Source organism: Jidongwangia harbinensis (assembly GCF_020216025.1).
Taxonomy (GTDB): Bacteria; Actinomycetota; Actinomycetes; order Mycobacteriales; family Micromonosporaceae; genus Actinoplanes; species Actinoplanes harbinensis.
Genome location: NZ_JAIWNC010000023.1, coordinates 118699 through 143464, shown reverse-complemented (window position 1 = coordinate 143464; position 24766 = coordinate 118699). Strand labels below are relative to the sequence as shown.

The following is a 24766-nucleotide window of genomic DNA, read 5'->3' as shown; positions in this document are numbered from 1 at the left end:
GCGAAGATCGGGCCGGCGGTACGCTCCGGGGCATGGCCGAGGGGACCGACGCTCCGATGAAGCGCGGCGAGATCTGGACCATCGGCAGCCGCACGGACCTCCGGTACCGGGTGCTCGTGCTGTCCGCGGACACCTACAACGACCGGGTCAACGCCTCGCCGTTCTGCGCGCCGATCGTGCGCCAGCGCGGCACCACCGAGCTGCCGCCGTACGCGGTGGCGCTGACCGAGCAGGACCCGATCACCGGCGTGGTGGTGGTGAACCGGATGCGCCGGCTCCCCGCCTCGGTCGGCGCCGAGCGGATCGGCATGGTCACCGGTGCCAGCATGGTCCGTCTGGCCGAGGCGGTACGGGACCTCTTCGAGATCTGATCGGCCGTTCCGCCATCGTCCGTCTGGGTGATCTTGTCCGCTCGCCCCGCGGGTCGGCGGCATCCCGGGCGATCGGGGGATGACGACCGGTGGACGGCTCGCGTATGCAGGAACACGGATACGGCGATCGGAGGTGCGGTGCTCGGCGGCAGACATGCGTACGTGGACGCGGTGCAGGACCTGAGGGCACCGGTGTCCCGGCTGACCGCCGGCGCGGGCACGGTCGAACGCGCCGTGGGCCTGCTCGCCGGCCGCACCCGGTGCCGGCTCACCGAGGCGCACGGTCACCTGCTGCGGATGGCCGCGGAGCAGCAACGTGATCTCACCGAGGTGGCGGCCGGCGTGATCGCGCTGCTCGACCTGCCGGACCCCGGGGCGGACCCGTCCGCGACGCCGCTGGCCGCGCTGTTCCCCGGCCCGGCGCCGGCCCGCCGGTCCGACCCGTGGCGGTCCGCCGTGCAGCACATCCTGGACGCGCTGCCCGGTTCGGTGGCGCTGCTCACCCCGGTCCGCGACCCGGCCGGCCGGCTGGCCGACCTGCGGTACGCCGCGGTCAGCCCGGAGGCGGTCACCCCCGACGGACGGCCCGGCCGGCACCTGCTCGGCACCACGCTCGGCGAGAGCTTCCCGGAGAGCCTGGTCAGCGACCGCTGGGCCCGTTACGCCGCGGTGCTGGACAGCGGCGACCCGGCCGAGACCGGCCCGTTCCGGCACGGCGACGGCACGTTCTCGGTACGCGCCCACAAGCTCGGCGACGACCTGCTGGTCAGCTGGACCCGGCACGACGGGGACCGGCCGGAGAGCGAACGGCTGGCCGGCACCGAACGCCTCGGCAACCTCGGCTGGGGCGAATGGGACCTGGTCAGCGGCGAGGTGCACTGGTCCGCCCAGCTGTACCGGATCTACGAGCGGGACCCGGCCCTCGGGCCGTTGAGCCGGGAGGAGTCGGCGGCGCTGACGCTGCCGGAGGACCAGGCGCTGCGGATGGCCGCCGCGGAGGCATTCGAGCGGGCCGAGCGGGTCGACATCACGCTGCGGGTCCGGATCGGCCGCACCATCAAACACCTGCGTACGGTGATCGACGCGATCCGCGACGCCGAGGGACGCCCGCTGCGCATCTACGGCATCGTGCAGGACGTCACCGCCCGTGAGGACAGCGTCCGCCGGCTCGCCGACGTGGAACAGCAGCTCGCCGAGCAGCGCCGCACCCTGGCCGCCGAGCACGACCTGGCCGCCCGGCTGCAGCACATCATCCTGCCGCTGCCGGACGGCCCGCTGGAGTTCCCCGGGCTGAAGGTGGCCCTGCGCTACCTGCCGGCCGGGCAGGAGAGCCTGGTCGGCGGCGACTGGTACCACGCCGGCAAGCTGCGCGACGGCTCGGTGCTGCTCGCCGTGGGCGACGTGTCCGGGCACGGCATGCAGGCCGCCACCACGATGGCCCAGCTGCGGCACGCGCTGCGCGCCCTGGCGGTCACCACCAGCGACCCGGCGGTCCTGCTGGACCAGCTCAACCGGCTCACCTGCGAGCTGGAGGCGGAGAACCCGGAGCTGGGGGCGACCGCGGTCATCGCCCGCTACGATCCGGTCCGCCGCCGGCTCACCTGGGCCCAGGCCGGGCACCCGCCGCCGCTGCTGAGCCGGTTCGGCCGGACCGCGCCGCTGTCCCGGCCGTCCGGCCCGATGCTGGGCGTGCTGGAGGACGCCCGGTACGAATGCGCCGAGGTCGAGATGTGCGTCGGCGACGTGCTGCTGCTCTACACCGACGGCCTGGTCGAGCACCGCCGGTACGGCCTGGACGACGGCCTGGCCACGGTGGTCTCCGCGGTGGACGAGGCGGTCGCCGCGTCGCCGGAACGCCCGCTGGGCGAACTGCTGGCCCGGCTGCAGCAGGCCAACCCGGACGACGACACCTGCATCCTGGCCGCCCGCCCGGCCACCGGCGAGACCCAGGACCTGCGGCGCTTCCTGCGTTCCCGGTCGGCCGTTTGACCGGCGTCCTGCGGGTACCACCCCCACGGTGACCGACGAAACCGTGGCCCGCCCGGCGCGCCGGTGGACGCCGCGGCGGGTGGTGGCCACGCCGGCCGCGTACGACCACCCGCACGGGCACCGGATCATGGCCCTGGCCGAGGCGCGCGGCCTCGAGGTGGAACGGCTCGCCTCGAACCGGCTCACCGGTGTCCGCGGCGCCACCGACCGGGAGACGTACGCCCGGGCCAAGGCCACCCTGGCCATCGTGGTGAGCCCGCCGTCACGGCGCCGGCTGCAGCCCATCGCGCCCAGCGCGGACTGGCGGTTCGACCTGGCCGAGGGCTGCCCCGCGCACTGCCAGTACTGCTACCTGGCCGGGTCGCTGTCCGGCCCGCCGGTCACCCGGGTGTACGCCGACCTCGACGAGATCCTGACCGGCCTCACCGACTACGCCGGCCGCGGCCAGGTGACCAGCCGCAGCTCCGCCCGCGCGGACGAGGGCACCACGTTCGAGGCGTCCTGCTACACCGACCCGCTGGCCCTGGAACACCTCACCGGCAGCTGGCGGCGCGCGGTGGAACACTTCGGCGCCTGGGACGCGCCGGTGCAACTGCGCTGGACCACCAAGTACGACGACGTGGACGGCTTCGTCGGGCTGCCGCACGCCGGGCGTACCCGGGTCCGGTTCAGCGTCAACTGCCGGCCGGTCAGCACCCGCCTGGAGGGCGGCACCGCCCGGGTGGAGGACCGCCTGGCCGCGCTGCGCCGGCTCGCCCTGGACGGCTACCCGGTCGGACTCACCATCGCGCCGATCATGCCGGTGCCCGACTGGCGCACCCACTACGGGCTGCTGCTGGACGCGGTCCGCGACGCGGTGGCCGGCGTGCCCGGACTCGACCTGACCGCGGAACTGATCACCCACCGGTTCACGCCCGGCAGCAAGGAGGTGCTGCTGGGCTGGTATCCGCGTACCCGTCTGGAGATGGACGAGGCGTCCCGCAGCCGCAAGCACGGCAGGTACGGCGCGGTGAAGTACGTCTACCCCCGCGAGACCATGGCCGAGCTGCGCGACTGGTTCGACACCGAGATCGCCCGGCGGCTGCCCGGCTGCCGCGTGCTCTACTGGACCTGACCGGCCGTCCACACCGCCAGCGCCCGCCGGACCAGGGCGGCGTTGTCGGGCGCGGGGGAGCCGTCCGGAAAGGTCAGGGTGTCCTCGAACCCGATCCGGGTGGGCAGGCCGAGCCGCCCGGCGTGCGCCACCAGCGGCCAGCACGCCGCGTCCTCGCCGTGCAGCAGCACCGGCACCCGCAAGTCGAGCCGGTGCAGCCGGTCCAGCACGGCGTCGGCCGCGGACACCGCCGCGCCGGCCGGCGTACCGATGATCTCCACCAGAATCCGGCTCACGTCGCCGGCCCGGTCCGCCTCGGCCGGCGTCCACACCCCCGCCTCGACCGCCACGCCGAGGCCGGTGAGCGTGTCCACCAGGCCGGCGTACCCCTCCTCGCCCACGTTGACGGACGCGAAGTCGGGCCGGTCGTCCAGCTCGGCCCAGCCCCGCACCAGCCGTTGCCGTGCGGCGACGTCCCCGCCGGTGATCCACAGTCCGGTCGACACGCCCACCGGCGCTCCGGCCCGGCGGGCCGCGGACACCGCCGCGCCGACGTCCGCCGCGGCCAGGGACTCGTGGCCGTCCGGGCCGCGCGGATGCAGGTGTACGGCCTCGGCGCCGGCCGCCACCGCCCCGGTCGCGGCGTCCGCCAGCTGCGCCGGAGTGACCGGTACCGGCGGGTCGGTGCGGCCGCCGTTCAGGCACGCCTTGATCCGTCTGATCACCCGTCCAGCCTGCCAGACCGCCGTGGCAGCGCGCCGACTTGCTGCGGGGAGCGCGGGTTCGGAGGTGCCGTTGGCAGGCGCGATCGGGGTGGGGCGTTGGGGTTTGGAGCGCGCCGTAGGTCGACACGGGCGGGTGGGTGCTGTCGGGTGTGGGGAGTTCGGGTTTGGAGCGCGCCGTAGGTCGACACGGGCGGGTGGGTGCTGTCGGGTGTGGGGCGTTGGGGTTTGGAGCGCGCCGTAGGTCGACACGGGCGGGTGGGTGCTGTCGGGTGTGGGGCGTAGGGGTTTGGGTGAGGGGGCCGACACGTCGCGGGGCGGGCCCGGTGCCCGAGGACGGGCGCGTCTGCGGCACCATGGCGGCGACCGTCCGCGACCGCCCGGGGAGGCGCCCGTGACCCGCAAGCCCGACGTCTCCTGTGTCTTCGTGTGCCGGGACGACGAAGGCCGGATCCTGCTGGCCCGCCGTTCGCCCGGTGCCCGGGACGAACCCGGTGCCTGGGACTGCGGCGCCGGGGCCCTGGAGTTCGGCGAGACGTTCGAGGCGGCGGTGGCCCGGGAGGTACGCGAGGAGTACGCCACCGAGCCCCTCGGCACCACCCTGCTCGGCGTGCGCAACGTGCTGCGCGAGGACCCGCCGTCGCACTGGGTGGCGATCGTGTTCGCGGTACGGGTCGACCCGGAGGCGGTGGCGATCGGTGAGCCGCACAAGTTCGACCGGCTCGGCTGGTTCGCCCCGAACGCGCTGCCCGCGCCGCTGCACTCCCAGCTGCCCGCGACGCTCGAGCTGCTCCCGGTAGGCGGGAAGCCGGCGCCGTAGGGCCGCCGCGGTCAGGGGTGCGGCCGGTGCCCACTGGCCGCCCGTGGCCAGGGGTGCGGCCGGTGCCCACTGGCCGCCCGTGGTCAGGGGTGCGGCCGGTGCCCCAGCGGCCGCCCGTGGTCAGGGGCGCGGGCCGGCCGCGAACGCCACGATGGTGTCCAGGCCGGGCGCGTAGCCGTCGCTGGTGTCCACGACCAGGGTCGGCACGCTGAGCGCGATCGGTGTCCAGTCGGCCAGCGACCGGGTGCCGTCGTCGAGGCCGCGCAGCAGTTCCCGGTCCCGGTGCGCGGCACGGTGCCGGTCGGTGACCAGACGGCGGGCGATCCGGTCGCGGGACACCCGGGCGTCGGCGGTGCACCGGATGATCCGGATGGTGGCGAGGCCGGCCAGCGGGGACAGGATCGGCCGCCACAGCCGGTCCTGGAAGGCGGACTCGGCCACCACGGTCACCCCGGCGCGCAGCAGCACGCCCAGCGTGTCGAAGAACGTGTCCAGGGTGCGGCGCATGGTGGGGTCGGCGGTGCCGGCGTGCGCCATGCCCTCGCGGATCTCGTCGCGGCAGATCGCGGGGCAGCCGACGTGCCGGGCCACCGTGTGCGCCAGCGTGGTCTTGCCGCTGCCCGGTGCGCCGCTCACCACCACCAGGGCCGGAGCGCTCACGGACGAGCGACCGGGAGGCGCATCGCCGGAGTGCGCGCCCCGTCGACGGGGATGATCAGTCTAGAAGGCATAGCGGATACGACAATACGGCGTCCGCTGCGCGATGAGGCCGGTCAAGGCGGCCACGTACCGGCCCTTGCTGCCGGTCCGGTACCGGACGTTCTCGGCGCCGTTCTGGGAGTGCTTGACCTGCTGCAGGTCGGGGCGCCACAGCACCTGTTCCGCCTTCGGGTGCCAGCCCAGATTGACCTGGTGCAGCTTCTCGTTGTGGGTCAGGAAGATCACTTCGGCGGCGAGCTGGGCCTTGGCCGCGGCGCCCAGGCCGGCGTCGAGCTGGTCGAGCAGTTCGGCCCAGTCGGCGAGCCAGCCGTCGCGCACCACCACCGGGCTGAAGTTGACGTGCACCTCGTACCCGGCGGCCACGAAGTCGTCGATCGCGGCGATCCGCTCGGGCACCGGCGTGGTGCGGATGTCCAGGAGCTTCGCGTCGGCCTGCGGCATCAGCGAGAACCGGATCCGGGTACGGCCCTGCGGGTCCCAGTCCAGCAGGTCGGTGTTGACGTGTTTGGTGGCGAAGCTGGCCTTGGCGGTCGGCATCCACCGGAACGTCTCCACCAGGTCCCGCACGTTGTCACTGATCCGGGCGTCCAGGCTGCAGTCGGAGTTCTCCCCGATGTCGTAGACCCAGGCGTGCGGGTCACACTCGTTGGGCGCCGGCTTGACCCCCTGCCGGGCGACGTGGCGCTGCACGTACCCGGTGATCTTGTCGATGTTGGCGAAGACCGTGATCGGGTTGCTGTAGCCCTTGCGCCGCGGCACGTAGCAGTAGGCGCAGGCCATCGCGCAGCCGTTGGCGGTCGACGGCGCGATGAAGTCGGCCGAGCGGCCGTTCGGGCGGGCGGTCAGTGACCGCTTCACGCCGAGCACCAGCGCCTCCCGCTTGATCCGGACCCAGCGGCCGACGTTCGTCTCGTCGCCGTACAGCTCCGGGATCCGCTGGTGGCTGGCCACCTCGACGCGCTCGGCGTCCGGCCAGCGGGCCAGCACCTCCTTGCCGCGCTGCAGCGCGGCCGCGTCCGGCTCGAGGTAGATGCGGCGGATGTCCAGTACGTCGCTCACCTGCGGTACAACGGCCGCTGAGCTGGTCGGATTCCCCTCCGAAGGGGAACGGCGGACCGGCTCGGCCGGTCTCCGCCTCGCCGGGCGGGCGCGGCGTCCACGACCACGCCGGTGTACCACCGAGTCGGCCGCACCGCCGTGCGGCCACCGCTCGTGGCGCATTCTTAATCCTTTCGGGTAATGCATCGAGGTGGCCGGGAAACAATTCACAACGCCATTGTTTATGCGGTGCATGGGCGGGCATCTGAGATCACGTACGAGCCGCTGAGCAGCGGTTTCGTGCGTTTCCATCCCCCATGGAAAGGGCTCGCATGATCACCAGGAATGACATCCAGAGGCTATTCGGCAAGGACGTCTACGAGTCCGGCGGCGGCAAGATCGGCTCGGCCGGTCAGGTCTATCTCGACAACCGCAGCGGCGACCCGGAGTGGGTCTCGGTCAAGACCGGGCTGTTCGGCACCAAGGAGTCGTTCGTCCCCCTGCAGCGGGCGTCGCTCACCGATGACCGGATCGTGGTGCCGTTCGACTCCGACACCGTCAAGAACGCCCCGCGGATCGACGCCGACGGCGACCTCAGCCCCGCGGAGGAGGACGAGCTGTACCGGTACTACGGGTACCCGGCGGCCGGCGGAGACCTGGACACCGGCACGGCCGGCTACGGCCGGGAGTCCCGCACCGACTCCCGGCACGCCGAGCACCACACGTCCTGGCCGGGGACCGACGACGCGACGGCCCGCCCGGTCGCCGGCGCCCGGACCGGGGAAACCGGCCGGGCCCGCCTGCGCCGGTATGTGGTGACCGAGCAGCACGGCTGACCCGGTACGCCGGCGTCCCGTGGCAGTCGTCACGGGACGCCCGCGTGTCACGGGGGTTGGTGAACGGCCCGACGGGGAACGCACGGCGCATGAAAATCTGGCCGGGCAACCCGTACCCCCTCGGCGCCACCTACGACGGCGGCGGCACGAACTTCGCGCTCTTCTCCGAGGTCGCCGAGCGCGTCGAGCTGTGCCTGTTCGACGACGACGGCCGGGAGACCCGGGTCGACCTGCCGGAACGCGAGGCCCTGGTGTGGCACGGGTACCTGCCCCGGATCGTGCCCGGCCAGCGGTACGGCTACCGGGTGCACGGCCCGTACGACCCGCGGGCCGGGCTGCGGTGCAATCCCAGCAAGCTGCTGCTCGATCCGTACGCGAAGGCGATCGACGGTGGCATCGAGTGGGACGAGGCGTTGTTCTCGTACCGCTTCGGTGACCCGGACTCGTACAACGACACCGACTCGGCGCCGTACGCGATGCGCTCGGTGGTGATCAATCCGTTCTTCGACTGGGCCAACGACACCCCGCTGCGGATCCCGATGCACGAGACGGTGATCTACGAGGCGCACGTCAAGGGGATGACCGCCCGGCACCCGAAGGTGCCCGAGGACGTGCGGGGCACGTACTCCGGCCTCTCCCACCCGGAGATGATCAAGCATTTCCAGAAGCTCGGTGTGACCGCGGTGGAGCTGATGCCGGTGCACCAGTTCGTGCACGACAGCACGCTGGCCGAGCGCGGCCTGTCGAACTACTGGGGTTACAACACCATCGGGTTCTTCGCGCCGCACAACGGCTACGCCTCGTTCGGCGGGCACGGCGGTCAGGTGCAGGAGTTCAAGACGATGGTGAAGGCGCTGCACCGGGCCGGCATCGAGGTCATCCTCGACGTGGTCTACAACCACACCGCCGAGGGCAACCACCTCGGCCCGACGCTGTCGTTCCGGGGCATCGACAACCCGGCCTACTACCGGCTGGTGGAGGCGGACAAGCAGTACTACTACGACACCACGGGTACGGGCAACAGCCTCAACGTGCGGCACCACGAGTCGCTGCGGCTGATCATGGACTCGTTGCGTTACTGGGTCACCGAGATGCATGTGGACGGCTTCCGGTTCGACCTGGCCAGCGCGCTGGCCCGGGAGTTCCACGAGGTGAACCGGCTGGCCGCGTTCTTCGACCTGGTCAACCAGGACCCGGTGGTCAGCCAGGTGAAGCTGATCGCCGAGCCGTGGGACGTCGGCGACGGCGGCTACCAGGTCGGCGGTTTCCCGCCGCTGTGGACGGAGTGGAACGGCAAGTACCGCGACTCGGTCCGCGACTTCTGGCGCGGCGAGCCGTCCAGCCTGGGCGAGTTCGCGTCCCGCTTCAGCGGTTCCTCGGACCTGTACGAGATCGACGGCCGGCGGCCCATCGCCTCGATCAACTTCGTCACCGCGCACGACGGCTTCACGCTGCACGACCTGGTGTCCTACAACGACAAGCACAACGACGCCAACGGCGAGGGCAACCGCGACGGCGAGAGCCACAACCGGTCCTGGAACGGCGGCGTCGAGGGCCCCACCGAGGACGGCGAGATCAACGCGCTGCGGGAACGGCAGAAGCGCAACTTCCTCGCCACGCTGCTGCTCTCGCAGGGCGTGCCGATGATCGTGCACGGCGACGAGATCGGCCGCACCCAGCTGGGCAACAACAACGTGTACTGCCAGGACAACGAGCTGAGCTGGATCGACTGGGAGGCCGCTCGCCACCACGACGTGCTGCAGCTGTTCACCGCGCACCTCACCCAGCTCCGCAAGGACCACCCGATCTTCCGCCGCCGCCGCTTCTTCCGCGGCGAGGAGGTGCCCGGTTCGAAGATCGAGGACATCGCCTGGCTGCGCCGCGACGGCGAGCTGATGACCGACCAGGACTGGAACACCCAGAGCGGCATGACCATGACCGTGTTCCTCAACGGCCACGGCATCCCCGAGCGCGACGCGCTGGGCGAGCCGATCATCGACGACTCGTTCCTGGTGCTGTTCAACCCGCTCGGCGAGACGGTGACGTTCACCGTGCCGCCGGCGCAGTACGGCAGCACCTGGGAGGCCGTGGTGGACACCGCGGACCCGCTGCTGGCGGCCCGCCGGCGCACGATCAAGGCCGGCGGCACGCGCGAGGTCGGCGGCCACACCATGGTCGTCCTGCGGTGCCGCTACTGACCCGGGCCGCGCCGCCCCGGTCCGGGCGCCCGGATGCCGCGCGATCGTCATCATTGGTACGTTCGCCGGCATGTCAGCGACCGGCACCGATCTCCTGGCCGAAACCCGCCGCGCCCTGCGCCACCGTCTCGCCACCGGTCAGGTGCAGGGGCGGGCGCCGTCGGCCGTGGCCGCCGTGGTGCGTGACGGGTGCCCGGTGTGGGTGGAGGGCTGGGGGAGCGTGGACGGGCGTCCGCCGGACGGCGACGTCCAGTACCGCATCGGCTCGATCACCAAGACCTTCGTGGCGCTGCTGGTGCTGCGCCTGCGCGACGAGGGCCGGCTGGCGCTGACCGATCCGCTGGCCGAGCACCTGCCCGGCACGTCGGCGGGACAGGCCACGATCGGTGCGCTGCTGGCGCACACCGCCGGGCTGCGCGCGGACCCGCCCGGACCGTGGTGGGAGCGGACCCCGGGCGACCTGCGGCCGGAACTGGCCGATGTGCTCGGTGCCGAACCGCAGCCGCATCCGGCGGGCGGGCGCCACCACTACTCCAATCCGGGGTACGCGCTGCTCGGCGCGCTGGTGGAGCGGTTGCGCGGCGAGCCGTGGGGCGAGGTGCTGCGCCGCGAGGTGCTGGACCCGCTGGGCATGACCCGGACCGCGCTGGTCCCGGCCGCGCCGCACGCCACCGGCTGGGCGGTGCACCCCTGGGCCGACGTGCTGCTGCCGGAACCGGACGTGGACACCGGGCGGATGGCGCCGGCCGGGCAGCTCTGGTCCACCGCGGCGGATCTGGCCCGGCTCGCGGTCCTGCTGCTCGACGGCGACGAACGGGTGCTGCACCCGGACACGGTGGCGGAGATGCGTACCCCGTCGTCTCCGCCCGAGGCCGCCACCTTGGACAGCGGCTACGGCCTCGGCACCCAGATCCTCCGCCGGGACGGGCGGCTGCTGGTCGGCCACACCGGCTCGCTGCCGGGTTTCCTCGCCACCGTCTGGGTGAGCGAGGAGGACGGGCTGGGCGCCGTCGTTCTCGGCAACGTGACCGCCGGACTCCCGGTGAGCACGATGGCCGCCGACCTGGTGGCCACGGTGGCCGAGCGGGAGCCGCGGATCCCGGCGCCGTGGCGGCCGCTGCCCGTGGTCGACCCGGACCTGCTGGATCTCGCCGGGCCCTGGTACTGGGGGCCGGCCCCGTACCTGCTGCGCCCGGTGGCCGACGGCTTCCTGGACCTGACCGGGCTGCGCGCGGTGGGCCGGGGAACCCGGCTGCGCCCGGCCGGCGACGGCAGCTGGATCGGGCTCAACGGCTACTTCGCCGGCGAACGGCTGCGGGTCGTACGGGACGCCGCCGGTGCGGTGAGCCACCTCGACCTCGGCACGTTCGTGTTCACCCGCCGCCCCTACGACCCGGCCGCCGCGGTGCCCGGCGGCGTCGACCCGGACGGCTGGCGGGTCCCCGGACCCGGCGCCGCAGGGGCACAATGACCGGGTGACGGGCAGCGGCGGGCACGGGCCGATCGTCGACGCGCTGCTGTCCTCGGCCGAGCCGTCGATCCGGTGGAAGGTCCGCACCCGGGTGCTCGGCGAGGCACCGGACGGCGCCGGCCTGGACGCGCTCCGGGACCAGATCCGCGACTCGGAACGGGTGCGCCGGCTCCTGGCGCCGTGCCGCTCGGCCGACCCGCCGGGGACGTACGCCAAGTGGCAGGGTGCGCACTGGGCGCTGGCCGCCCTCGCCGACCTCGGCTACCCGCCCGGCGACGCCGCGCTGCACCCGCTGCGCGACCTGGTCCTCGACACCTGGCTGAACCCGTCGTACGACGTCGGGTTCGTGGCGGACGCCAAGTCGGCGGCGTACCGGCGGCGCGGGGTGCCGGTCATCCGGGGCCGGCCCCGCCGGTGCGCCTCGCAGCAGGGCAACGCGCTGTGGTTCCTGTGCACGCTCGGGCTGGCCGACCCGCGCTGCGCCGACCTGGTGTCCCGGCTGCTCCGCTGGCAGTGGCCGGACGGCGGCTGGAACTGCGACAAGAATCCGGCCTCGGACACACTTGAGTACAAGATCCATTTGGCGAGGCCTCTGCTTGAATCAAGCGGAGGCCTGGCTTGTATGTGAGCTTGATTCCAAGTTGTCGGTAGACCTTGGCTTTGTCCGTGGGGTCGGCTCGCCGCAGGATCGTCGCGATACCTGCCATGGCCTCGACCAGGGTGTTGATCTCGTCAGGGGTCATGGTGCGGCGTCCGGTGATTCGTCGTAGGTCGGCCTCGGCGACAGCTTTCTCGGCTTGGACCTGGGTGATCCACTGCTGGACCAGGACCGGGTCGGTACCGGCGTCGAGTGCGGCACGGTACCGGTCGAGCTTGGTCTGACAGGTCTTGATCTTTTCCCGTGCGGCGAGGACGCGATGCTGGTCGGCGTCGTCGTGTTGGGCATCGGCCATCGCCTGCAGCGTGGTGCGCAGGTTGGCGGGGGAGAAGGCCCGGCGGATCCAGGGGTCGACGAGTTCGACGATCTTGTCCTCGCGCAGGTAGAGGCTGCGCGGGTGGGCCAGCCGGTTGGCGTCGGCGTACTCGGAGCTGTAGGTGCAGCGGTAGTGGTTGCGGCCGTTGTTGAAGCTGCCGATCATCCTGCGATCGCATAGACCGCAGAAGAGCAGGCCGAGAAGGCATAGCTGCGCTTGCTGCGTCGCGGCTTGCGGTCGACGTCGGGCCGTTTCGCGCCAGCGGCGATCATGGTCTGGACCTGTTCGAAGGCTTCGTCGTCGACGAGCGCTTCGTGTGCCCGGGTGGTGGAGTAGACCCATTCCCGGGTCGGGTTCCAACGCATCTTGGTTTCGTGCCCTAGCGCGACGTCGTCGACGTCGATGAGGATTTCGGCCTTGCGTTGTTTGTTCCAGACCTGGCGGCCGGTGTAGCGGGGGTTGGTGAGTATGACCCGGATGGCGCTCTTGCCCCAGGCCTGGATGTGGCGGTGGGAGTTGCGGGCCGGGTCGGCGGCCGAGGGCGAGAGGATCCCGTCGCGGGTGAGCCCTTCGGCGATGGCGTAGATTCCCGACCCGGCCAGGTATTCGCGGTAGATGCGTTGCACGACCGGTGCGGTGATCGGGTCGGCTTCGAGCCGGTGCAGGCGCTTACCGTCGGCCGCCTTGCCGGGATTCGGGTGCGGTCCGGCGTCGGCGAGCCGGTAGCCATAGGGCGGGCGTCCACCAAGGAAACGGCCTTCCATCGCGGCTTGGGCGGCCATCGCGGACCTCACGCGGATCTTGATGCGGTTGCGTTCACCTTTGCTCATGCCGCCGTAAAGGGCCATGACCAGTTCGTGGGCGTCGCTGCCCGGATCGACGGCCCCGCCAACTTCAGGAACCCACAGCTGGACGCGGTAGTGCTCGAAGATCGGGAAGGTGAGACCGAACTGGTTGCCGTAGAACGCACGCTGCGGTTCACCGATGACGACACCGTCGAACCCGCGCCGCGGGTCCTTCAACGCGGCCAGCAGTTCGGTGGCACGGGGCCGACGCTTCCACGGCAGCGAACGCGACGTACCGATATCGAAGAAGTCGGCGACGATGGTGTGTCCCGCGGGTTCGATGAGCCCGCGGGCACGGGTGAACTGCCAGTTGTAAGACGCTTGGGGATCTTGATTGTCTTCGGTGGACACCCGTCCGTAGAAGGCGAATCTCATGGGCTACTCCCGAGTTGTGGGGTTTGCTAGTCGTCCGGCTGGTCGCGCCGCGCTGTAGCTCGTTGGACTAGCCGTAGTAGTGCGCGAGCTGCCGCCGGGGTGATGACCGGGTCGTGCTGCGGAAGCTCGATTCGTAGGCCATCAGGCTTCTGTACGGCGGGTCCGGTCAGGGCCGGGGCAGGGTAGTTTGACTCAATTGCGGCAGGCAAGGCCTGCCCGGCGCGACTTTCCGCGATTTGCCGCGTGTCGCGGTCGCGGCGGTTCGCGTCGCCGACCGGCCGTGTCATGTCGTGGTCGCCGCGTCGGATGTCGCGGTCAGTCATCGCGGCCTGGCGGCTCGGCTGTTCGTCTCTGTCACCCGGCGACAGGTTTCTGTCACCGGGCGCCGGTGGCGTGGCAGGGGCGACAGGAACGGGCCGCCGTTCCTGTCGCCCCCGTGCCGGTTCCTGTCGCCGCTGTCGCGGGATGTCACGGTCGCCGCCCGCGATGACCGAAGACCACCAAGGTCGTGACGCCGTCCTGTCGCGGTCCGCCGGACTCAGTCACCCGGGCGGACCGCTGGCCGGTCGCATACGTGAAGGCGTCCCGGCCGTCGACGGCGTCGATGGGGACGATGTCGTGCAGGTGGCGCAGCCCGGCGGACCTTGCGGCGGGCAGCAGGACCTGCTCGTGATCGCGGTAGCTGGGCCCGCCGGTGCCCGGTGGGATGGTCGTGACGACGACGATGGTGCTGCCGTGGTCCGCGAGGTGCCTTTGGCAGCGCCTGAGAAGGCTGTTGGCGTCCGATCCCGGTTCGTCGGTGGCCGGGCGGGGCCAGCGCAGCAGGATCAGCGCGGCCGGCCCGGACGGCTGGGTCTCCGGAGCCGCCTCGCTGAGGTCGGTGATCGTCGAGTAGGTACGCCCGGTTGCCTCGGCCGCGCGCTGAAGGGTGGGGTCGGCGTCGAAGTCGACGACTGTGGCGTGGACGTCGCTGTAGATCTTGACGAGGTGGCGTGCCAGTCGTGCGGTCAGCGGGTTGTCACCGGCGTCAGGATTTCCGGTCGTGTCAGCGCTGGCATCGCTGTCCGGGCTGATCCGCCAGACGATGACGGCGGGCGTGTCGCGACTGGCGGGGGTGGTGGCAGGGGTGTCGGGCGCCGTGTCAGTCCCGGCGCCCGGGGCGACGGAAGCGTTCTTGTCATGGGCAGTCATGGGCGGGTCGCTCCCGCGCCGACGAGCCGTGTTCGCATTTCACTAAAGCGCCGCGCAGCCGGGATTCGCCGGGCTGGACGCGTCGGCGCAACTCAACGCCAACCCAACAGTCCCATCGCGTGTCCGGCGGCCTGGCCCAACAGGACTTCGGGCGAGAAGCCGGGTTTACCCAACGAGCCGTCCGGCTGGGCCCCACACGCGCCGTTCGCTCTTCTGTTGGGTGGGCATGCTATGGGCCGTTGTGGAGGTGAAGGCGGCTGCGCCGGGCGCCCGTGTTGGGTGGCGTCGCCGTGCGATCAGGCGAGGCGTTGGGTCGCGCGTCAAGGTCAGAACCTCGAGCCGATCGTGGTAGACGGCAACCGGTGGCGGCACCATGAAGCCGGGTTCTCGGGGTCAGCCATCGGGCGACGGGGTGAGAGGGTTCCGCGACCAAGGGTCTCCGACGCTCGCCGACCCGGCCGTGACCGCCGTCGTCGCGTCTTGAGTGCACAAGGCGTGTCGCCTGACGCACCTTGGACGTCGGAACGTCCCCGGCCATGCTGCCGCTGCGCCACGCCGGCTACCCGGTCGCGAGCCCGGAAGACGGCGGCCTGCCCAACCGCGCCCAACTGGCCGCCTGACCTGCGCCGTTGTCGCAGCCCTTGTTCATCGGCGCCGAGGCCGGGTTCGCGTGCCGCGGCCTGTTGGGCGGTCGTGACCTGCGCCAACAGCCGGACGCCGCCGACGGCCACTTCGGTTGATGTTGGCTGAACCTGCCTGAATGGCGGCTCACGCGCCCGGGGTCACCGTGGCGCACCCACCATTCGGGAGTTCTGCATGTCTACCTCTACCTCTTCGCCTTGGCCGTCGACGCCGCTGGAGGCGGCCGAGAAGGCGTTCACCCTGCTGGCTGAAGCGCCGACGCATGTGCCGTTCGACGCCCGCGGCTTCGACGGGCTGCCCGACCGGATCCTGCCGCTGGACGAGCTGCGCCGGCTGGTGCTGGCGGCGGGCACGAGCCCGCAGGTCCGTAACGCGGTGTGGCGGGAGCTAGTCGTGCGGGCTCGCCGGGACGGGCCGGCGTGGCGGGTCGCCGCTGTCGGAATGGCGATGCCCGGCCTGCGCCGCCAGGCGGGCATGCTGGCCGCCGGCTGGCGTGGCGACACCCACGACCTGGACGCTGAACTGCTGCTGGGGTTCATGGAGTGCCTTGCGCGGGTCGACCTCGACGCGGCGCGGATCTGCGGCCGGCTGATCGAGGCCGGGGTCCGTGCCGCCCGCAAGGTCCGTGAAGCCGAATCCGACACGATGCTGATCCGCTCCGGCGAGCTGGGGGCGGTGATGCCGATCCGGCCCTGGGATCACCCGGATCTGGTGCTGGCCCGCGCGGTGGCGGTCGCCGTGCTCGACCGGGACGAGGCCAATCTGATCGCCGCCACCCGGCTGGACGACCAGACCCTGGCCGGCGTGGCCGCGCGGATCGGGATCTCCCCGCAGCTGGCGTCGGCGTGGAGGACGCGGGCAGAGAAACGCCTCGCCGACGCGATCGGGGCGGGCGAGTTGTCGTTCGTGCCGCTGCGCTCGCGCCGCAACCGGCCCAACACCAGCCGCCCGGGGCGTGGTGTTGGGCCGGCGTTGGGTAGCGGCGCGGCGGCATAGGCCGCGTTGGGCACCCAACGCAGGGCCTTGGTGGGCAAGACATCGGACCGCAAGAGGCGGCCGGCGTCGGCGCCCCGGGATCACGTTGTGGCGCCGGCCTGACGGGGCCGTGTTCGCACCCGATCCCGCAACGGCTGGAAGGAGCACCGCTCCTGCGGCCCCACCCCTGTGATCCCGGTGGCGCACCTCAAATCCCAATTCGCCCCGCAAGCCGGGGCGGGAGGTGCCCACCATGTTGCGACGCAACATTTCCCGACTGCTCTTCCTTCTGACGGCCACCGCTGCGGCGGTGGCCGTTTCCGTTCCCGCCTACGCGGCCGACACGCACATCGAGGCGGCCCACAGCCTGCCGGTGATCATCTCCAACATCACGACGTGGATCATCGGGATGCTGCTCGGGGTCGCGACCCTCTTCTTGACGATCGGTGGGCTGCGCTACCTCGCGGCCGGCGGTGACCCGGCTGAGGTGGAGAAGGCCAAGTCGGCGCTCAAGTCCGCCCTGATCGGCTACGCCCTCGCTGTTCTGGCGCCGGTCCTGCTCGCCATCGTGAAGGGCTGGATCGGTGGCTGAGCATGGCTAACTGGTTCACCTCCGCGCTGATCGACGCCATCCTCAGACGGTTCGCCGCGGTCATCGCCGGCGGACTAAGCATCCTGTGGGACCTGCTGTCGGCAACCGCGTTCCACTCGCCGGACGTGACCCTGCTGCCGCAGGTCCAATCCTTCTCCCGCACCTCGCTGGCGATCGTCAACACCTGCTATGTGCTGGCCATCCTGTGGATGGCGATCCTGGTGCTGGGCCGCGACACCATCCAAAGCCGCTACGGCCCGGGCGAACTGATTCCCCGGTTGGTCATCGGTCTGATCGGCGCGAACCTGGCGATGCCGCTGTGCTCACAGATGATCGGCCTGGCCAACGCGTTGACGATCGCTCTGACCTCTCAGGACATCACCTCGCCGGGGTCGATGCGGCACCTGCAGCAGATCGTCGCCGACGCGTTCGCCGACCAGACGGCCACCGAGCCCGGTGGGTTCCTGTTCGTCGTGATCGGCCTGGTCATCGCGGTCCTGGTGGCGATGCTGCTGGTGCAATGGATCATCCGGCTCGGTGTGCTCATCGTGGCTGTCGGGGTGGCGCCGATCGCGTTGGCGCTGCACGGAACCCCGCAGACCGAGCCGGCCGCGAAACTGTGGTGGCGCCTCATGCTCGGCGCGCTGGGCACCGTGCTCATCCAGGCGGTCGCCCTGCACACGACGCTCACGATCTTCCTGAGCCCGCAGTCCGACCTTCCGGCGTTGGGCCTGCCCGGCAACACCGGGACGGTCATGAAACTGCTGGTCGTGCTGTGCCTGCTGTGGGCGATCCTCAAGGTCCCGTCGATGATGCGCCGCTACGTCTCGAAGTCGTCGCCGAGTCCGGTCGGGATGATCGTGCGGGTCGTGCTCGTGCAGCAGCTCACCAGAGGGCTGAGCCGCGCGGCCGGCCGAGGCGGCGTCGCACGAACCGCGGCCGCCGCTGGCCGAGGGCCCAGTGCGGGACCGGCCGCCGGTCGTACCGACCGGCCGTGGCCGACCGGCCCGTCGCGCGGCGGTGGCTCCCGCCCGTTGTCGCGGCCTGCGGCCAACCCACTGCCCGCAGCCGAACGGACGTCCCCGCCCGCCCTTGCCCGCTCGGCGCGACCGGCGCGCGTGCCGGCCCGACCACCCGCCGGTGCCGCCCCGGGCGTGGGCGGTACGGCCTACCCGAGTGGACGCCCGGTGAGGCCCTACACCCGGGATGAGATCGCCGGCGGCGTCGATGTCTACACCCAATCCCTGCGCCGTCGCGACGCCGCGACCTCGGGCCGCGGCACCGCGGCGAACCGGAGCACCACACCGAGCCGCGGCAGCGCCGCACCCACCGGAAGGAACCGGTCATGAGCACCAACACCACCAGTTCGCCTGCCATCGGACAGGTCCGCGATCACCGTGCGGTCGTCGCGATCGCCTGGCCGACCGGCCGGCCGATCTACCCGTACACGCCTCAGGAACTCGCCGACGGCGTCGACCTCTACACCTGCTATCTCAAGGGCCGCCGCGAGCGGGGCGAGCGTGGTGAGCGGGATGCGTAACAATGAGGAGGCCGGCCCGCGCGCCCGGATCCCGACGGGCGCTTCATACTGCCTTCTCTGCGTTTGTTGTTGGGGTTTGTTGGAGTTCGATGCTCTTCTGCTCGGTGCAGGCGTGGATGCAGGTTGCTGGTGTCGTTCAGCTGCTGTGTGTGCCGTTTTCGGCCCAGTCGACGAAGTCTGGATTGGCCAGCGACCGGATCAAGCTGTCGTAGGCGGCGAGGTCGGCGTCGTTGAGGACTTCTCTCCACTGGCCGGGCTTGCCGGAGCGGAAGAAGGCACTGTTGCTGGTGAACAGTCCGAGCCGCTCGTCAGGGGCCAGCTGGTGGGCCTTGGCGCGCATGGAGGTGAAGGTGGCCGCCTCGATCAGGGCTGGCCATTGCTTCCGCGGCACGTGAATGCCCAGCCGGTCGGCGAGTCGCCGCATCTGCCCTGCGAGGTCTCGAGAGAGATCGGCATGGTGCAGCAGGATCACCGCTGGTTCGTTGCGGCGTTCCCACGCCTGGCCGAGATGGTGGACCACGGTGCGCAGCGAGTCCAGGTTCTCAGTCGCCGGCCGCGGGTCATCGATCCACCGCAGCACGCGTTCACGCGTGCTTGCCGGACGCTCCGGTTTGGTCGGTGGGTCGGTGGGTGCCTGGTCGCCGGAGGCCAGGAGGCGGTGGATGACCTTGTCGTCGAGGTTGGGCCGGTGGTAAGCCATCGACACGGCGACGTCACGGGGATCGCGTCCGACAACGACATAGACGACGCCGGGCAGCTGGGGCAGACCGTCGAGCGGGGTGTGGGTCTTGATGAACCGGCGGTGTTGCTGGGCGTCCAAGGTCCGGGTGACGTCCGCGATTGGTCGCAGGAACATGTCGAGCCAGGGCGAGAGGGTGGTCAGCGCGGTGGGCAGGTCGGGGGTCTGGAAGATCAGCAGAGCACAGATCATCTGCATCCAGGTCGTACCGCATTTCGACGGCACGCTGATCACGATGTCGTCCGGCCGCAGCTGGAACTCCCGCCAGCGGCTGCTGTCGGTCAGTCCGCAGCGGTAGACGGCGGGCGCCGCGTTCACCATGTCATCACCCTATCGGCCGTAATTGTCACGGTGAGTCGCGTCCGATCCGGGGTCCCGGTTGGCAGCGAGGTTGGTCGGCTTGAGGCGGAACGACTTGGCGACTTTGTCCCGGTAGATCTCCTGCGTTGCGGGGTCCCAGGGGATGCACCACCGTCCGCCCGGGGCGCGGCGGGCCGGAACCTGTCCTTTGACCAGCCAGTTGTAGACGGCGCTGGCGGGAATGCCGAGCTGTGCGGCGGCGTGTTTGACGCTGACCTCGCCGTCTTGGATGGCCACGGTGCGCGGCGCCCAGATTTTGTAGGCGTCTCGGACGCGGGCGACCGCGCCGGCGGTGAAGGGTTTGCCTTTGCCGGTGAGCAAGCCGGAGGCGTTGAGCCGTTCGGCGAGTTGTTCGCTGGTGTGTGTGGCGCCGTAGCGGCGGACCAGTTCCAAAGCTCCGGCGGGGGTGCGGCCGGGCCCGTGCCGCAGGGCGGTGAGTTCGTCGGTGGCGCCGGTGTGCCAGCGGACACCGATCCGGACGCTGTCGTCGTCGATAGCGGGCAACAGGGTGATGTCGGCGATCAGGCTGCGCAGCAGTCGTTTGCGGTCGCGGTGGCTGGTGGTGGGGCTGTCCCACAACCGTGGCAGGTCAGCGGCCAAGGCGCGCAAGGCGTTCTGCTCTGGCGCGGGGGCGGTGGTGGCTTGTGCGGTGGCCAACGCTGCTTCGGCGTCGGCGAGCTGGACCAGCTTGGTCTCCCAGCGGCTCTCCAGGCTGCGGGCGACCAGCCGGTTGTCCGGGTCGACGTTGGTGAAGGCGCGTTCGGCGCGTTCGGCTTCGTAGCGGGCGCGTTGCACGGCCAGTTCGGCGGCCCGGTGGTTGCGGACGCGGCGGTCGGTGACCTCGTCGCTGGCGGCCAGCGCGATGGTGATCTGTTGCTCGGTGATGGTGTCGAGGAACAGGGCGCTGACGGCCGCGTCGACGGTAGTCGAAACCACGGTCCGGCACTGCGGTGTGCGGATCGCGTCTTTGACCTGGCAGGTGTAGGTCGCCCGGGCGTCGCCGCGGTCGTAGCGGGTGCCGACCCGGCCGCCGCAGACACCGCAGCTGATGATGCCCCTGACACAGGGCGGTGCCTTCCCGGGCCGGGCGGGCACCGCCTTGGGTGTTGTTCGCGGCGAGTTTGACCTCGATGTCGAGGTATTCCTGCCAGCTGATGTAGCCCTCGTGGTGATCGCGGATGGTGACCGTCCAGTCTTCGCGGGCGCGTTTGCGGCGCGAGCTGCGCACCGTCCCGTCCGGCTGGACCCGGCGCCGTTCGCTGGAGCGGCCGAAGGTGTAGGCGCCGGCGTAGGCCGGGTTCTTCAACGCCTGCAGCACCCGGGTCAGCTTGCCCCACTTCAGCGTGCCCGCCCACGCGCCGCCCCAGGTGCGTTGGGGGAACAACCTGCCCGCGGCGTCGAACGCGCGCATCACCGCGAGCGCGGAACCGCCGCGGCCGAACTCGGCGAACAGGTCCGCGACCGCGCCCTGGATCTGCTCGTCGGGGTCCTTGACGACACCGCCGTCAGCGTCGTAAACGAGGCCGACCGGCAGCGGGTGCCGCAGTTCACCGCGCTCGGCTGCCGCGAGTTTCGCGCCGTGCAGCCGGCCCATCAGAAAGTGCAGCTCGATCTCACTCATCTGACCTTTGAGGCCGAGCAGCAACCGGTCGTTGACGTTGCCCAGGTCGTAGACGCCGTCGGCGTCGATCAGCAGGGTGTCGGTGAGCCGGGCCAGCTCCATCAGCCGGGTCAGGTCGGCGTTCGAACGGCCGAACCGAGACACCTCCAACCCAAATACGGCGCCGACCTCGCCCATGCAGATCCGCGCCACGATGTCGCGGAAGCCATCGCGTTCGGAACCGAACCGCCCGGAGATGCCCAGGTCGGCGTCGATCACGACGACCTGCTCGGCCAGCCAGCCGAGCTCGGCGGCGGTCGCGGTCAACCCGTACTGCCGGGTCGTGGACTCGGTGTTCTCCCGCACCTGCGCCAGGGTCGACTGACGTACGTACACGATCGCCGACCGGCTCAGATGCGACGACGTGATCTTCGGCGACGGCTTCACCGGCCACATCCGCGTTCAGCAGCGCCTCGAGCATGTTCGCCACCGCCATCACCGCTTGGCGCAGGTCTGGCCCGCTCAACAGCCCTCGTTCCCGGCTCATCCGAGCCATCCCTGTCCTGTCCCTGCTCAGGAGGTACTTCATGAGGGCTGCCTGTCCGCGTCGCGTCGATCGCGTCGACCAACGCCCGCGCGGCGCCCAACCCATCAACAGCGAGCCGATCCGACGACGCCGGCACACCACGATCCGTCCACTCCTGACGCACCGTGACCCGACGCCTCCCGTCGACCTCGCACATGAACCACAGCCCGGTGCACTTGCGCATCGTGATCAGCACCGTAAGGCACTGACCGAACAACGGATGAAAAGGGTGGGTGATCGTCAATGAGTCCAAAGAGTACTTGGACGGACGAGCCTTATAGAGCAAGGGTTCCGACGGACGTGGACCAGCCCGACAAGATCGTTTACGGTTTGACGGCACGCCAGCTCGCGATCCTGGCGGTCGCCGCCGCGGTCGCGTACGCGGTGTTCCGCGGCCTCGGGCACTTGCTGCCACCGCCGGTCTTGATTGGGCTGCTGGTGCCGGTCGCCGGGGTCGCGGTCACGCTCGCGCTGGGCCGCCGCGACGGGCGCAGCCTGGACGCCTGGCTGCTGTCGGCGGTGCAGCAGTCCAGTAGCCAGAAGCAGCACGCGGCCGCCGCGGCCCAACCGGTGCCGGGGTGGGCGCCTGGGCCGGGCATGGCGGTGCCGCAGCTGCGACTTGCGGCCCGGGCGATAGCCGAATCCGGGGTCATCGACGCCGGCGACAAGGCGGTCGCCCTGGTCGCGGCGACGACCGTCAACATCGGGCTGCGCTCCGGTGACGAGCAGGTCGCCCTGGTCGACGCGTACGGGCGGTGGTTGAACTCGCTGACCGGGGGAGTGCAGCTGGTGATCTCGGCGCAGCGGGTGGATCTGTCGAGCCACGCCCAACGGGTCGCCGACGGCGCGGCGGGCATCGCCAATCCGGCGCTGGCGGACGCGGCGTACGACTACGCCGAGTTCCTGGATCAGCTGGCCGAGCGCCGAGATCCGCTGTGGCGCACCGTCACCATCGCCGTCACCGCCCAGGGCGACCGGGGCCGCGACACCGAAGTCCTACGCCGCGCGGACCACGCCGCCTCGGCGCTTGCCGCCCTGGGCGCACAGACCGTCGTGCTCGACGGGGCGACCGCGACCGCCGTGCTCACCTGCGCCACCGACCCCTACACCCCGGCCGACGTCACCTGGCCCCGAGCCCGTCCCGGGGCACCGGTGACCGGACAAGGAGCCGACTTATGAAACTGCTGAACCGCAAACAACAACCGCAGACAGAGACTGGTGAGAGCCCGGCAGATGCGGCCGGGCTCTCGTCCGTTCTAGGCCCCGCCGGCGTCGTCAACCTGCCCCGCCATCTACAGGTCGGCGACGGCTACGCGTCGACCCTGATCGTCACCGGGTATCCGGCTGAGGTCGGCGCGGCCTGGCTCGACCCGCTGCTGGCCTGGCCCGGCCGCCTCGACGTCGTCGTCTACATCGACCCGCTCACCCCGCAAGCCGCCGCGGGCCGGCTACGCCGACAGCGCGCCCGGCTGGAGTCCAACCGGCGCTCCGACACCGAGAACGGCCGGTTGCTCGACCCGGCTGCGGAGGCCGCCGCCGACGACGCCGCGGACCTGGCCGACCGCATCGCCCGCGGCCAATCCAAGTTGTTCCGGGTCGGCCTGTACCTGTGCGTACACGCCCCGAGCCTGGAAGAGCTGCAGGAATCAGTCGCGCACGTCCGCGCGGTCGCCGCGTCGGTGCTGCTCGACGTCCAGCCCGCCACCTGGCGCCAGCTACAGGGCTGGCTCACCATGCTGCCGCTGGCGACCGACACCATCGGCCAGCGGCGAGTCATGGACACCGAGGCCATCGCCACGATGTTCCCCCTCGCCAGCCCGGACCTGCCCGCGCCGCTGCCCGGAGAACCTGCCCCGGAAGCAGGGATGCTGTACGGGCTCAACCCGGACAGCAACGGCATCGTGTGGTGGGACCGCTGGAACCAGCACAACGCCAACTCCGTTGTCCTGGCCGACTCCGGCAGCGGGAAGAGCTACTTCATCAAGCTCGAGGTCCTGCGCTCGCTGGCCGACGGGGTGCACATCGCGGTCATCGACCCCGACAATGAATATCACCGCCTCGCCGACGCGGTCGGCGGCACCACGATTCACCTCGGAGCAGGCGGCGTCCGGCTCAACCCGCTCGACATCCCAGCCGGGGACCGCCGCGACGACGCGTTGACGCGCCGGGCCCTGTTTCTGCACACCCTCGTTGCGGTGCTGCTGGGTGAGCAGCCGCCGCCGGTCGAGCGGGCCGCTTTGGACAGGGCGATCATCGCCGCCTACGCGACAGCGGGGATTTCCAACGACCCGAGCACGTGGCAGCGGCAGGCGCCGCTGTTGCGTGACGTGTCCTCCGCCTTGGAAACCGACGGTTCCGGCCCGGCGCTCACCCTGGCCGCCCGGCTCACCCCCTGGGTGTCCGGCAGCTTCCGCGACCTGTTCGACGGACCGACCACGCATGTCCCGCACGGGCAGCTGGTGGTGTGGTCGACCCGGCAGCTGGCCGACGAGCTACGGGCACCGGGCATGCTGATGGCGCTGGACGCGATCTGGCGTGATGTCGACGTGCCACCCGCCGGCGCGATGCCGCCGCGCCGGCTGGTCATCGTCGACGAGGCGTGGGTGCTGCTCAAGGACGGCGAAGGCGCCAAATTCCTCTACCGCCTGTCCAAGAGCGCCCGCAAACGCAAGGCCGGAGTCTCGGTCATCACCCAGGACGTCGGTGACCTGCTCGGCTCGGACCTCGGGCAGGCCGTCATCGCCAACGCCGCCACCCAAATCCTGCTGCGGCAGGCAGCGCCACCGATCGCCGTCATCGCCCGCTCCTTCGGCCTCACCACAGGCGAGACCCGGCTACTGCTGTCAGCCCGCCGCGGCGAGGGCTTGTTGATCTCCGGCACCCACCGGGTCAGCTTCCAGGCCGTCGCGTCCCGCAAAGAGCACCGGCTGTGCATCGGAGACCTCGAAGTCGACGAGTAGCCCACCGCTAACCGCCGGCCGACGATCCGGCCACCACCGTCCTCTTCCCTTCCTTCTTCAGGGCCGGCCCTCTCTTCGAGCTCCACGCGAGCGCGAAGAAGGGCCGGCCCTTCTTCGCGCTCGGTGAAA

23 protein-coding genes and 1 pseudogene are annotated in these 24766 nt (G+C 71.2%); 14 read left to right on the top strand and 10 right to left on the bottom strand.

Annotation, left to right across the window (positions count from 1 at the left end; translation table 11 throughout):
* Window positions 1–32 precede the first annotated feature (32 nt).
* The 3 genes from LDL48_RS26450 to LDL48_RS26440 all read left to right on the top strand — a co-directional run bounded on the left by LDL48_RS26450 (window position 33) and on the right by LDL48_RS26440 (window position 3474).
* On the top strand, window positions 33–371 hold the full coding sequence (locus LDL48_RS26450) for a type II toxin-antitoxin system PemK/MazF family toxin (RefSeq protein WP_225257928.1): 339 nt from the start codon (window positions 33–35) through the stop codon (window positions 369–371).
* A 138-nt stretch (window positions 372–509) separates the two neighbouring features.
* A complete protein-coding gene (locus tag LDL48_RS26445) occupies window positions 510–2360 on the top strand; it encodes a SpoIIE family protein phosphatase (RefSeq protein ID WP_225257927.1) in 1851 nt (616 codons plus the stop codon).
* Window positions 2361–2388: 28 nt separating this feature from the next.
* Entirely contained in the window at window positions 2389–3474 is a 1086-nt protein-coding gene (locus LDL48_RS26440) for a spore photoproduct lyase family protein (protein WP_225257926.1), read from the top strand.
* Here LDL48_RS26440 and LDL48_RS26435 read toward each other — a convergent pair.
* Window positions 3462–4178, bottom strand: a complete 717-nt coding sequence (locus LDL48_RS26435) for a 3-keto-5-aminohexanoate cleavage protein (protein WP_225257925.1) — start codon at window positions 4176–4178, stop codon at window positions 3462–3464. The two genes, LDL48_RS26440 and LDL48_RS26435, sit on opposite strands and share 13 nt — an antisense overlap.
* Window positions 4179–4569: 391 nt before the next feature.
* On the opposite strand from LDL48_RS26435, the gene LDL48_RS26430 reads away from it, so the two are divergent.
* Window positions 4570–4995: an NUDIX domain-containing protein gene (locus LDL48_RS26430; RefSeq protein WP_225257924.1), complete on the top strand. Its 426-nt coding sequence runs from the start codon at window positions 4570–4572 to the stop codon at window positions 4993–4995.
* A 120-nt stretch (window positions 4996–5115) separates the two neighbouring features.
* Here the strand turns inward: LDL48_RS26430 and LDL48_RS26425 are convergent, their stop codons facing one another.
* Both LDL48_RS26425 and LDL48_RS26420 read right to left on the bottom strand, forming a co-directional pair.
* Entirely contained in the window at window positions 5116–5655 is a 540-nt protein-coding gene (locus LDL48_RS26425) for a P-loop nucleotide/nucleoside kinase family protein (RefSeq protein WP_225257923.1), read from the bottom strand.
* Window positions 5656–5715: 60 nt separating this feature from the next.
* Window positions 5716–6774 (bottom strand): spore photoproduct lyase family protein, encoded by a 1059-nt coding sequence (locus tag LDL48_RS26420; RefSeq protein WP_225257922.1) that lies wholly within the window; start codon window positions 6772–6774, stop codon window positions 5716–5718.
* Between the two features lie 311 nt (window positions 6775–7085).
* Here LDL48_RS26420 and LDL48_RS26415 point away from each other — a divergent pair, with 311 nt between their 5' ends.
* The 4 genes from LDL48_RS26415 to LDL48_RS26400 all read left to right on the top strand — a co-directional run bounded on the left by LDL48_RS26415 (window position 7086) and on the right by LDL48_RS26400 (window position 11886).
* Window positions 7086–7589: a PRC-barrel domain-containing protein gene (locus LDL48_RS26415; protein ID WP_225257921.1), complete on the top strand. Its 504-nt coding sequence runs from the start codon at window positions 7086–7088 to the stop codon at window positions 7587–7589.
* Between the two features lie 89 nt (window positions 7590–7678).
* Window positions 7679–9787 carry a glycogen debranching protein GlgX gene (glgX, locus tag LDL48_RS26410; protein ID WP_225257920.1) on the top strand — a complete coding sequence of 703 codons (2109 nt, stop codon included), beginning with the start codon at window positions 7679–7681 and terminating at the stop codon, window positions 9785–9787.
* A gap of 70 nt (window positions 9788–9857) precedes the next feature.
* Window positions 9858–11258: a serine hydrolase domain-containing protein gene (locus LDL48_RS26405; protein WP_225257919.1), complete on the top strand. Its 1401-nt coding sequence runs from the start codon at window positions 9858–9860 to the stop codon at window positions 11256–11258.
* A 4-nt stretch (window positions 11259–11262) separates the two neighbouring features.
* Complete coding sequence (locus tag LDL48_RS26400; RefSeq protein ID WP_225257918.1) at window positions 11263–11886, top strand: hypothetical protein; 624 nt, start codon at window positions 11263–11265, stop codon at window positions 11884–11886.
* 442 nt (window positions 11887–12328) lie between these two features.
* Here LDL48_RS26400 and LDL48_RS45155 read toward each other — a convergent pair.
* The 3 genes and pseudogenes from LDL48_RS45155 to LDL48_RS26385 all read right to left on the bottom strand — a co-directional run.
* Window positions 12329–12397, bottom strand: a pseudogene (locus tag LDL48_RS45155) (hypothetical protein); the annotation flags it as partial.
* A complete protein-coding gene (locus tag LDL48_RS26390; protein ID WP_225257916.1) occupies window positions 12394–13452 on the bottom strand; it encodes a recombinase family protein in 1059 nt (352 codons plus the stop codon). The pseudogene LDL48_RS45155 and the gene LDL48_RS26390, both read right to left, overlap by 4 nt.
* Before the next feature lie 468 nt (window positions 13453–13920).
* Window positions 13921–14643 (bottom strand): hypothetical protein, encoded by a 723-nt coding sequence (locus LDL48_RS26385; RefSeq protein WP_225257915.1) that lies wholly within the window; start codon window positions 14641–14643, stop codon window positions 13921–13923.
* A gap of 816 nt (window positions 14644–15459) precedes the next feature.
* Here LDL48_RS26385 and LDL48_RS26380 point away from each other — a divergent pair.
* From LDL48_RS26380 to LDL48_RS26365, 4 genes are all read left to right on the top strand, one after another.
* Complete coding sequence (locus LDL48_RS26380; RefSeq protein ID WP_225257914.1) at window positions 15460–16281, top strand: hypothetical protein; 822 nt, start codon at window positions 15460–15462, stop codon at window positions 16279–16281.
* 232 nt (window positions 16282–16513) lie between these two features.
* Window positions 16514–16852 (top strand): pilin, encoded by a 339-nt coding sequence (locus tag LDL48_RS26375; RefSeq protein ID WP_225257913.1) that lies wholly within the window; start codon window positions 16514–16516, stop codon window positions 16850–16852.
* Window positions 16853–16854: 2 nt separating this feature from the next.
* Entirely contained in the window at window positions 16855–18201 is a 1347-nt protein-coding gene (locus LDL48_RS26370; RefSeq protein ID WP_225257912.1) for a TrbL/VirB6 family protein, read from the top strand.
* On the top strand, window positions 18198–18392 hold the full coding sequence (locus LDL48_RS26365) for a hypothetical protein (protein ID WP_225257911.1): 195 nt from the start codon (window positions 18198–18200) through the stop codon (window positions 18390–18392). The genes LDL48_RS26370 and LDL48_RS26365 overlap by 4 nt, the downstream gene beginning before the upstream one ends.
* Window positions 18393–18528: 136 nt before the next feature.
* Here the strand turns inward: LDL48_RS26365 and LDL48_RS26360 are convergent, their stop codons facing one another.
* The 4 genes from LDL48_RS26360 to LDL48_RS45150 are packed head-to-tail and all read right to left on the bottom strand — an operon-like array spanning window position 18529 to window position 22017.
* Window positions 18529–19452, bottom strand: coding sequence for a sulfotransferase domain-containing protein (locus LDL48_RS26360; RefSeq protein ID WP_225257910.1), 924 nt, complete (start codon window positions 19450–19452; stop codon window positions 18529–18531).
* 9 nt (window positions 19453–19461) lie between these two features.
* Window positions 19462–20148, bottom strand: coding sequence for a hypothetical protein (locus LDL48_RS26355; RefSeq protein WP_225257909.1), 687 nt, complete (start codon window positions 20146–20148; stop codon window positions 19462–19464).
* Window positions 20081–21538, bottom strand: a complete 1458-nt coding sequence (locus tag LDL48_RS26350) for a recombinase family protein (protein WP_225257908.1) — start codon at window positions 21536–21538, stop codon at window positions 20081–20083. The genes LDL48_RS26355 and LDL48_RS26350 overlap by 68 nt, the downstream gene beginning before the upstream one ends.
* Window positions 21535–22017: a DUF5372 family protein gene (locus LDL48_RS45150; RefSeq protein WP_225257907.1), complete on the bottom strand. Its 483-nt coding sequence runs from the start codon at window positions 22015–22017 to the stop codon at window positions 21535–21537. Before LDL48_RS45150 ends, LDL48_RS26350 begins: the two co-directional genes overlap by 4 nt.
* On the opposite strand from LDL48_RS45150, the gene LDL48_RS26340 reads away from it, so the two are divergent.
* Together LDL48_RS26340 and LDL48_RS26335 are read left to right on the top strand one after the other, a co-directional pair.
* Window positions 21921–22856: a PrgI family protein gene (locus tag LDL48_RS26340; RefSeq protein ID WP_225257906.1), complete on the top strand. Its 936-nt coding sequence runs from the start codon at window positions 21921–21923 to the stop codon at window positions 22854–22856. The two genes, LDL48_RS45150 and LDL48_RS26340, sit on opposite strands and share 97 nt — an antisense overlap.
* Window positions 22853–24637 carry a VirB4 family type IV secretion system protein gene (locus LDL48_RS26335; protein ID WP_225257905.1) on the top strand — a complete coding sequence of 595 codons (1785 nt, stop codon included), beginning with the start codon at window positions 22853–22855 and terminating at the stop codon, window positions 24635–24637. The genes LDL48_RS26340 and LDL48_RS26335 overlap by 4 nt, the downstream gene beginning before the upstream one ends.
* Window positions 24638–24766: the final 129 nt, after the last annotated feature.

What these genes read in the sequence shown, in the direction of transcription:
- LDL48_RS26450 (WP_225257928.1), top strand. Translation starts at nt 33, where the DNA reads ATGGCCGAGGGGACCGACGCTCCGATGAAGCGCGGCGAGATCTGGACC.
- LDL48_RS26415 (WP_225257921.1), top strand. Translation starts at nt 7,086, where the DNA reads ATGATCACCAGGAATGACATCCAGAGGCTATTCGGCAAGGACGTCTAC.
- glgX (WP_225257920.1), top strand. Translation starts at nt 7,679, where the DNA reads ATGAAAATCTGGCCGGGCAACCCGTACCCCCTCGGCGCCACCTACGAC.
- LDL48_RS26405 (WP_225257919.1), top strand. Translation starts at nt 9,858, where the DNA reads ATGTCAGCGACCGGCACCGATCTCCTGGCCGAAACCCGCCGCGCCCTG.
- LDL48_RS26390 (WP_225257916.1), bottom strand. Translation starts at nt 13,452, where the DNA reads ATGAGATTCGCCTTCTACGGACGGGTGTCCACCGAAGACAATCAAGAT.
- LDL48_RS26385 (WP_225257915.1), bottom strand. Translation starts at nt 14,643, where the DNA reads ATGACTGCCCATGACAAGAACGCTTCCGTCGCCCCGGGCGCCGGGACT.
- LDL48_RS26380 (WP_225257914.1), top strand. Translation starts at nt 15,460, where the DNA reads ATGTCTACCTCTACCTCTTCGCCTTGGCCGTCGACGCCGCTGGAGGCG.
- LDL48_RS26375 (WP_225257913.1), top strand. Translation starts at nt 16,514, where the DNA reads ATGTTGCGACGCAACATTTCCCGACTGCTCTTCCTTCTGACGGCCACC.
- LDL48_RS26370 (WP_225257912.1), top strand. Translation starts at nt 16,855, where the DNA reads ATGGCTAACTGGTTCACCTCCGCGCTGATCGACGCCATCCTCAGACGG.
- LDL48_RS26365 (WP_225257911.1), top strand. Translation starts at nt 18,198, where the DNA reads ATGAGCACCAACACCACCAGTTCGCCTGCCATCGGACAGGTCCGCGAT.
- LDL48_RS26360 (WP_225257910.1), bottom strand. Translation starts at nt 19,452, where the DNA reads ATGGTGAACGCGGCGCCCGCCGTCTACCGCTGCGGACTGACCGACAGC.
- LDL48_RS26340 (WP_225257906.1), top strand. Translation starts at nt 21,921, where the DNA reads ATGAGTCCAAAGAGTACTTGGACGGACGAGCCTTATAGAGCAAGGGTT.
- LDL48_RS26335 (WP_225257905.1), top strand. Translation starts at nt 22,853, where the DNA reads ATGAAACTGCTGAACCGCAAACAACAACCGCAGACAGAGACTGGTGAG.